An 8,635-nucleotide genomic window follows, 5' to 3' on the forward strand; every position below is an offset into this window, starting at 1 on the left:
CCCATTGTGGTCGTACGGCCTGGTCAGGCGTCCTTGCGGACCAGGCGGAAGGCCGCCCCGGCCAGCGTGAGGGCCACCCACCCGGCGAAGACCGCCAGGCCCGCTCCCGGCGAGAGCGCGTCGGAGGACTCGTGCAGGGAGTACATCGCGGAGCCCGCGTTGCTCGGGAAGTACGGGTTGATGTTGTCGTACAGGGAGTCGGGCAGCAGCGAGGCCAGGCCGGGCAGGATGAGCAGGACGCCGACCAGGACGGCGATGGCCCCGGCGGAGGAGCGGAGCAGGACACCCAGGGCGACGCCGGCCACGGCCACCAGACCGAGGTAGACACCGGCGCCTGCCAGGCTGCGCAGCACCCCGTCGTCGCTCAGGGAGAGCGCGATCTTCTCGCCGTCCAGGCCGAGCGTGCCCAGCTGGAAGGCGGCCAGTGCGCCGAGGGTGGTCAGCACCAGGACGATGGGGCCGATCACTGCGGCCTTGGACCACAGGACCGGAAGGCGCCGGGGCACGGCGGCGAGGGTGGAACGGATCATGCCGGTGGAGTACTCACCCGCGGACAGCAGTACGCCGAGCACGCCCACGGCCAGCGACGCGAAGGTCACCCCGAGCAGGGCCAGGCTGACCGCGTCCTGGGTGCCGGAGCCCGGACCGTTCTCGGGGACGACGGCGTCGGGGCTGTACGTCGCGGAGGCGATGGCGCCGAGGGCGACCAGCAGGACGACGGCGACGGCGAGGGTGATCCAACTGGAGCGCAGCGACCAGAACTTGGCCCACTCCGAGCGCAGCACCCGCAGTCCGGTCACCTTGTAGGCGGGCTTGGTGGCCGGTTCCTCCGGAGCCGGGGCCACGGAAAGCGTGGTGGTGGTCATCAGGCGGCCTTTCGTTCGGTGCCGACGGGAGAGCTCTGGTACTCCACGGCGTCGTGGGTGAGTTGCATGAAGGCCTCCTCCAGGGAGACGGCCTGCGGGGTGAGTTCGTACAGCGCGATCCCGTGCTCCGCGGCGATCGCGCCGATCTCCCGGGCGTCCCGTCCGGTGACCACCAGTTCCTCCGCGGCGGAGGAACTGACGGTGACGTCCGGGCCGGCCAGCAGCGAACGCAGCCGTATGGCCTCGGTGGTGCAGACCTTCACACCCGAGCCGCCGGCCTCCCGGGTGAAGTCCTCGACCGTGGTGTCGGCGAGCAGCCGGCCGCGGCCGATGATCACGAGGTGGTCGGCGATCAGGGCGGTCTCGCTCATCAGGTGCGAGGAGAGCATCACGGCCCGGCCCTCGTCGGCCAGCGAGCGCAGGAGGTTGCGCACCCACAGCACGCCCTCGGGGTCGAGGCCGTTGACCGGCTCGTCGAGCATGACGATCTCCGGGTCGCCGAGCAGCGCCGAGGCGATGCCGAGCCGCTGGCCCATGCCGAGCGAGAAGGCGCCCACCCGCTTTCCGGCCACGCTGGTCAGACCGGCCAGTTCGATGACCTCGTCGACCCGGCGACGCGGGATGCCGTGCGTGTGGGCGAGCGCCATGAGGTGGTTGAGCGCGGTGCGCCCCGGGTGAACGGACTTGGCCTCCAGCAGGGTGCCGATCTCCTGCAGCGGTGCGGCATGCCTGCCGTACGCCTTGCCGTTGACGGTGACGGAGCCCCCGGTGGGGGAGTCCAGGCCGACGATCATGCGCATGGTCGTGGACTTGCCCGCACCGTTGGGGCCCAGGAAGCCGGTCACCTCGCCCGGCTTCACCGTGAAGCTCAGATGGTCGACGACCGTCTTGTCGCCGTATCGCTTCGTCAGCTCGTGGGCTTCGATCATGGGTGGGGCCTTCCTCGACTTGAACGCGGCCGCTGCTGGGGGACGGTCTCTGTCCTGTCCTCGACGCTACGAGAGCGGCCGGTCCCGGTCCTGGGACCACGGGGGACACTTCGGAGCGCGGGTGGTACCCCGGTACCGCCGGCCGGACCGCGCGGGTCATCCTCGGGGATGACCCGGGACAGCGGTGCCGACGACCGGCAATGCCGGTGTCCGGGCGGCGAGGGCGGGCAGGACGACGGCGTCGATGTAGGAGACGAGGAACGCCTGCGTGGGCGCCTCCTCCTCGACGGACAGCCGGGAGACGAACGCTCCGATCATCATGTGCATGATGAAGTCGACCGCCGGGTTGTCCGCGTGGATCTCCCCCCTGGCGACGGCCCGCCGCAGCGCGGCTCGGAGATCCTCCTTCGCCGGGTCGATCAGATACTCCCGGAACGCGTCCCGGAGGTCGGGTTCCGTGTGGATCGCCATCGTCAGCCCCCGCATCAGCGCGGAGTTCCTCTCGATCCGCGCATCGTCCCGGCACAGGGTGAGGGCGTACAGGTCGCCCTTGAGGGATCCGGTGTCGGTTTCGCCAGCTTGTGCACTGCTCGGTGTGTCGTGCCGAACCGCCTGGGCGACGAGTTCGGCCTTGCCGCCCCACTGGCGGTAGAGCGTGGCCTTGCTGCATCTGGTGCGAGCGGCGACGGCGTCCATGGTGAGGGCGTGATAGCCGACCTCGCGCAGCAGGTCGAGCACGGACTCGTACAACTCGGCCAAGCGCTCGGGAGTGATCCGAAGGCGACGTGCCGTTGCGGATTCGGTCATGCCGCTCACCTTCCCTTATCGAAACGAATCAGTTTCGTACTCTTAGAATATAGCGGCGTCCTTGGGTGCGGTTCTGGGAAGTTCCTGAGAACAAGGACCGCCCCTACGGCGGTGCAGGGGCGGTGACCTGCATCGTTCCCGGATCGGCTCTCAGGGACCTCCCAGAACCTCTCGGGAAAGTCGGAGCCGCGACCGCCACTGTGTGCGGGTCCCGTGGGCATGCGGCGCCGGATACTCCCCCTCCCGGAGCCGCATGCCTCCGCACGAGCGAAGCGGAGTTGTCCGGTATGACCACCACCACGCCCCGTCCCCGGGCCGGCACCACAATCCGGCCCGCACGCCGTACGGCGCCGGTCCAGTGGATCGGCCCATGGCAGAACGCTCTGGAAGGCGCGGCGGCCGCGCTGGGCGCGGTGGTCGCCATGGCCGTCGTGTCCGCCCTGGCGCTGATCCTCCTCGGCGCCGGATCCGTCGGGTCGGTGTGGTCGCTGACCATGGTCCTGACGGCCATGGCGGTCGGCGGTTCGGCCAGCGCCGGTTCCGACGTCTCCGGTGACACCGGGGCGATGGGAGGCCTGGCCTCCCTCTTCGGCGGCGGGGGCGGTATGAGTCCGTCCATGAGCGGCGCGGCCGAGGTCGTACCGCTCGGCGTGACACTCGTCGGTGCCCTCGTGCTGTGGATCGCCTTCGCCCGGCGACTGCGGCCGGGGTCGCAGCGGGCCTTCACCTCCGGCGAGCTGGCCGTCCGGGCGGCGGGAGCGGCGACCGCCGCCCTGTTCACCCTCATGATCGTGGCCGCGCTCGCGAAGGGAACGGCGACTCTGCCCGAGTCCGCGACGAGCGGTATGGGCGGCGACGGGTCCGCGGCGGGGTTCGGCGGGAGCGGTCTGGCTGAGCTGCTGGGCGGCGGCTCGGAGGCCGCGCCGACAGTGACGTATCACGTGAGCGCGGGGTCGGCCGGCCTCGGCGGGGTGCTGTGGGTGGCCGTCGTACTCGGTGTCGGGCTCCTGATCACCCGGCGGGCGCGGCTGCCGCTGGGCGGAGTGCTGGACGGGCTGCGCACGGGGTGGGGAGGCAGCGTGTCGGCCGTGGTGCGCACGGTCCTCGTCCTTGCCGCCGTGCCCCTGGCCGCCCTGACGGCGGTCGGCGTGGTGGCGGGCGGACGGGCCGGCTCCGCCGCCGGTGCGGCCCTGCTGCTGGCTCCGAACGCGGTCGCGGTCTTCCTGACCCTGGGCGTCGGATCCTCCTGGACGGCCGCGGTGCATCCGGTGCGGAGCGACGGCGGCAGCAACCCGCTCGCGGCGCTGCTGGGCGGCATGGGTCAGAGCACGGGTGGCACGGGCGGTGGTCTGCAGACGGAGCGTACCGAGCACCTGGGGTCGTTGTCGGCGGGAGGCCGGCCGCTGTGGCTCGGAGCCCTCGTCCTGACCGGGCTCGTCCTGGTCAGCTGCGCCTACCGGGCGGCCCGTGTCACGGACCCGGCCCATCGGGTTCCGCTGCACCCCTACCGGGGCCCGCTGGCCCGGCACATCGGCATGGCGCAGCGGTTCGGCGTCGTCACGGCGCTTCTCCTGGGTGGGGCCGCCTGGCTGGTCGCCTCGTCCGGACACTTCGGCGTCAGCATGTTCGGCAGCGAGATGGGAGGCACACATGCCGAGCTGAGCGGCAGTGTCCTGCGCACGGTCCTCGGCGGGTTCCTCCTCGGTGCCCTGGCCGGGTTGGGCGGGAGTGCGCTGGCCGCGAGGCGCGCTACTCCTGGACCGCGGTGACAACGCCCTTTATGCGGCGAATACAGATCGCTTCCGTACTCTGCGCAGCATGTTCCCGGCCGCAGGGAGGCCCTCGTTGAAACCCGTCGAACGCACCGTTCCGCCTGGTGGAGGCGACGTCGGTATGACGGCCGTCGGTGAAGTGAACCTGCTGGTCGTGGACGACGAGTCGACCGTGCGGGAGCTGCTGTGCGCGGCCCTGCGGCACGCCGGGTTCGCGGTCGTGGCGGCCGGCACGGGCCAGGAGGCACTGGACCGGGCGCGGGAGGTGCCGCTGGATCTGGTCCTGCTCGACGTGATGCTGCCCGACCTGGACGGCTTCGAGGTGATCCGGAGGCTGCGCGAACAGCACCGTCCCGTCTCCGCGTCCCGGCCCGGGCAGGTCCCAGTGGTGTTCCTCACCGCCCGGGACGCCACCCAGGACAAGATCGAGGGACTGGTGCTGGGCGGCGACGACTACGTGACCAAACCGTTCGACCTCCAGGAACTGATCGCCCGGATCCGTGCGGTCCTGCGCCGCACCAGCGGCGACCCGGCCGCCCTGCTGCGGGTGGGCGACCTGGAGTTGGACGCCGACGGGGTCCAGGCCGCTCGCGCGGGGGAGCCGTTGCGGCTGTCGCCCACCGAGTTCCGGCTGCTCCACTACCTGATGACCAACGCCGGGCGCACCGTGTCCAAGGCGCAGATCCTCCAGCGGGTGTGGGACTACGACTTCAACGGCGACACCGGCATCGTCGACACCTACATCAGCTACCTGCGCCGCAAGATCGACAACGGCGGGCCGAAGCTGGTCCACACCGTGCACGGAGTCGGATACGTGCTGCGGGGACCGAAGCCGTGACCGTGCCCCGCCCGCCCCGGGTGTGGGCGAGGGCGTCGCTGCGCAGCCGGGTGCTCCTGCTCGCCGTCGCCCTGCTGACGGTCGGGTTCACGGCGTTCAGCCTGGTCACCGGCAACGCCCTGCGCGGCTACCTGGAGGATCGCGTCGATGCCCAACTCCGTGCCGCGGCACAGGTGTTCGCGCTGGTTCCGCCGACGGCGGCCGAGAACGGCGCGGCTCGCAAACCGCCTTCCGGTCTGGCTGACTTCAGCACGGACGTCCTCGGCAATCCCGTCATCACGTACGTCGCCCTGGACGGCACCGTCGAGACCAGCGTGGACTCCCTCGCCGGGACCGGCCGGGCCGACCAGGCGCGAGGCCCGGCCCTGCCCCGGATGGACCGGGCCGCGGTCACCGCCCGCGACGGCCGCCCGTTCACCGTGGGAGGCACGAGCGGGGGCGCCCGCTGGCGGGTGATCGCCGTGCCCCGGGTCGCCGGCGCCCGGCTGCCCGGCGTCGCCGCGACGGCGGCCGCCACGCCGGGCAGTGTGCTCGTGGCGACGCCGATGTCCAAGGTGGACGGCACCGTGGACCGGATGTGGCGGATCTACGAGAGCACCGGACTCGCCCTGCTCGTCGCCCTCGCCGTCGCGGGCTGGTTCGCGGTCCGCTCCGGGCTGCGCCCGCTGTCCCGCATCGAGCAGACCGCCGCCGAGATCGCGGGCGGGGACCTCTCCCGCAGGGTGCCCGAACTGGCGGGCCCGAACACGGAGTTGGGCCGCCTGGCGGCGGCGCTCAACGGCATGCTCGGGCAGTTGGAGTCGGCGTTCGCGGCGCGTTCCGAATCTGAGGCGCGGATGAGCCGGTTCGTCGCCGACGCCAGTCATGAGCTGCGCACCCCACTCGCCGGCATCAAGGGCCTGACCGATCTGCACCGCATGGGAGCCCTGCCCGGTCGCGACATCGACGCCACGATGGACCGTATCGCCCGAGAGTCCGAACGTCTCACCCGGCTCGTGGAGGACATGCTGCAACTGGCGCGCCTCGACGAGCACGTCCTGCGGACCGCGGACCGGCCGACCGGTTCCGGGGCGTCCGACGCCGCTCCGCCGGGCCTCGACCTCGCCCCGGCCGACCTGCGCACCCTCGCGGCCGACGCCCTCCACGACGTGCGGGCACTGGATCCGTCCCGGCCCGTCACGCTCACCGGGCCCGACGGCTGCGGACCGCCCACTCCCGCGCCGACCCTCGCCGACGAGGCCCGGCTGCGCCAGGTCGTCACCAACCTCGTCGGCAACGCGGTCACCCATACGCCCTCCGGCACCCCCGTACGGATCGGCGTCGGTACGGTCGGCGACCACGCCGTTCTGGAGATCGCCGACCAGGGGCCGGGCCTCACCGTGGAGCAGTGCGGTCGTATCTTCGAGCGGTTCTACCGCGCCGACACCTCCCGCAACCGTGCCACCGGCGGCGCCGGCCTCGGTCTGTCCATCGTCCAATCCCTGGTCACCGCACATGCGGGGAGGGTGGAGGTCGACTCGGTGCCGGGCCGGGGCGCCGCCTTCCGTGTCCTGTTGCCGAGGCTGGGCGAGCAACCGACGGCCACCGAACTCCGCCTTGCTTGACAGTCGTCAGATTCCGGCTAATCTGACGACCGTCAGGCTGTGCGCGATCTCGACCGGCCCCCTTAGTACTGTGTGTGGCGCGGTCCGAGTTTGGCGCGCCGATTTCCGTCTAAACCCCTGCGATTCTTCACAAAAAATCCGAAAGCGATTTCCGTGAAAGTTCAAGCACTGGGATAGTGTCCGATCATGCGTGACCCGAACGACCGCGTTCCTTCCCCCCGCCTCGCCGATCTGGCACAGCTGATCCGCCTGCCCGCAGCCCTCAGCGTGCCCGGTGACGTTCTCGCCGGAGCCGTCGCGAGCACCGGCACCGCCCGCCTCCGTGATGGCGGCACCATCGCGTCATCCGTCGCCCTCTACTGGGCCGGGATGGCGCTCAACGACTACGCGGACGCGACCGTCGATGCCGTGGAACGTCCCGAGCGTCCCATCCCCTCCGGGAGAGTCGCCCGCCGTACCGCGCTCGTCGCAGGGTGCGGACTCACAGCCGTGGGCCTGGGACTTGCCGCACTCACCGGCGGGCGCCGGGCACTCGGTGTTGCGCTGCCGCTGACCGGACTGGTCTGGGCGTACGACCTGCGCCTCAAGTCCACGGCATGGGGTTCCGCCGCCATGGCGGGCGCACGGGCACTCAACGTACTGGCCGGTGCCGAGCCCGGACGCCGGGTGTCCGCACTGCCCGCGGCCTTGGTGGTCGGCGCCCACACCTACACCGTCACGGCGCTCAGCCGCCACGAGGTGTCGGGCGCGCCGCGCGCGGTGCCCGCCGTCACTCTGGCGGGCAGCACCGCAACCGCCTTGGCCGCGGCGGCACTTCCCACCGTCCTGCGGCAGGGCCGGGCGGCGCGGATCGGCGCGGTGGCCGGAGCGCTCGGCTACCTCTCCTCGTACGGCACCGCACAGGCACGCGCGGCACGGGAGCCGTCCGCTGCGAATGTCCGGGGTGCGGTCGGCGCCGGGATCATGTCGCTGATGCCCCTGCAGGCCGCGCTCACCGCCGGCGGCGGGCGAGCGGTCCTGGCCGGGGCACTGGCGGTGGCGCATCCGTCGGCGCGAAGACTCGCCCGGAAGGTGTCGCCGACGTGACCCCGATACCCGGGTTCCCGGGGCGGCTCAGATTCGGGTTCGGCACCAACGGATTCGCCTGTCACCGTCTCGACGACGTGTTGACCGTCCTCGCCGACCTGGGCTACGACTCCGTGGGCCTCACCCTCGACCACGGTCACCTCGATCCCTTCGCCGCCGACTTGTCCCGCCAAGTCGACCGTCTGGCCCGGCGGTTGGACCGGCTCGGGCTGGCCGTCATGGTGGAGACCGGGGCGCCGTACCTCCTGGATCCGTGGCAGAAGCACCACCCCACGTTGATGTCCGTCGCCGGTGCCGAGCGCCGTGTCGAGCTGCTGGGGCGGGCGGTGCGGATCGCGGCCGAGCTGGGGGCCCCGGCCGTGCACCTGTGCAGCGGCCCGGCGCCCGAGGGGGTGCCGGAGGACGAGGCCTGGAAGCGGCTGACCGCCGGCTGCGAAGAGGTGCTGGAGGTCGCGGGCGAGCATGGTGTGGCGCTCGGGTTCGAGCCCGAGCCGTACATGTTCGTCGACACGGTGGAGCGCGTGCTGGAACTGCGGCGCAGGCTCGGGGAGCCCGAACTGTTCGGTGTCACCCTCGACATCGGGCACGCCCACTGCGTCGAGGAGCTTCCGCTGCTCGACTGTGTCGCGCTCGCGGCGCCGCATCTGGTGAACGTCCAGATCGAGGACATGCGGCGCGGCGTCCACGAGCACCTCGAACTCGGCGCGGGCGAGATCGACTTCCCGCCCGTCCT

Annotated in this window: 8 protein-coding genes; 5 read left to right on the top strand and 3 right to left on the bottom strand. The window is 71.8% G+C overall.

Annotated features, from left to right (window positions below):
• Positions 1–23 precede the first annotated feature (23 nt).
• The 3 genes from ABZ928_RS52615 to ABZ928_RS52625 form a co-directional block, all read right to left on the bottom strand.
• Positions 24–866: an ABC transporter permease gene (locus ABZ928_RS52615; protein ID WP_361536857.1), complete on the bottom strand. Its 843-nt coding sequence runs from the start codon at positions 864–866 to the stop codon at positions 24–26.
• Positions 866–1,795 (bottom strand): ABC transporter ATP-binding protein, encoded by a 930-nt coding sequence (locus ABZ928_RS52620; RefSeq protein WP_361536859.1) that lies wholly within the window; start codon positions 1,793–1,795, stop codon positions 866–868. Before ABZ928_RS52620 ends, ABZ928_RS52615 begins: the two co-directional genes overlap by 1 nt.
• A 156-nt stretch (positions 1,796–1,951) precedes the next feature.
• Positions 1,952–2,602, bottom strand: coding sequence for a TetR/AcrR family transcriptional regulator (locus ABZ928_RS52625; protein WP_361536861.1), 651 nt, complete (start codon positions 2,600–2,602; stop codon positions 1,952–1,954).
• A gap of 287 nt (positions 2,603–2,889) precedes the next feature.
• On the opposite strand from ABZ928_RS52625, the gene ABZ928_RS52630 reads away from it, so the two are divergent.
• From ABZ928_RS52630 to ABZ928_RS52650, 5 genes are all read left to right on the top strand, one after another.
• Entirely contained in the window at positions 2,890–4,371 is a 1,482-nt protein-coding gene (locus ABZ928_RS52630) for a streptophobe family protein (protein ID WP_361536863.1), read from the top strand.
• A gap of 124 nt (positions 4,372–4,495) precedes the next feature.
• Positions 4,496–5,212, top strand: coding sequence for a response regulator transcription factor (locus ABZ928_RS52635; RefSeq protein WP_361536865.1), 717 nt, complete (start codon positions 4,496–4,498; stop codon positions 5,210–5,212).
• Positions 5,209–6,816, top strand: a complete 1,608-nt coding sequence (locus ABZ928_RS52640) for a HAMP domain-containing sensor histidine kinase (RefSeq protein ID WP_361536867.1) — start codon at positions 5,209–5,211, stop codon at positions 6,814–6,816. Before ABZ928_RS52635 ends, ABZ928_RS52640 begins: the two co-directional genes overlap by 4 nt.
• Before the next feature lie 186 nt (positions 6,817–7,002).
• Positions 7,003–7,902, top strand: a complete 900-nt coding sequence (locus tag ABZ928_RS52645) for an SCO3242 family prenyltransferase (RefSeq protein WP_361536869.1) — start codon at positions 7,003–7,005, stop codon at positions 7,900–7,902.
• The coding region (locus tag ABZ928_RS52650; protein ID WP_361536871.1) for a sugar phosphate isomerase/epimerase family protein at positions 7,899–8,635 on the top strand (737 nt) is incomplete at its 3' end. The genes ABZ928_RS52645 and ABZ928_RS52650, both read left to right, overlap by 4 nt.

It is taken from the genome of Streptomyces sp. NPDC046909 (genome assembly GCF_040644695.1).
In the GTDB taxonomy this organism is placed as follows: Bacteria; Actinomycetota; Actinomycetes; order Streptomycetales; family Streptomycetaceae; genus Streptomyces.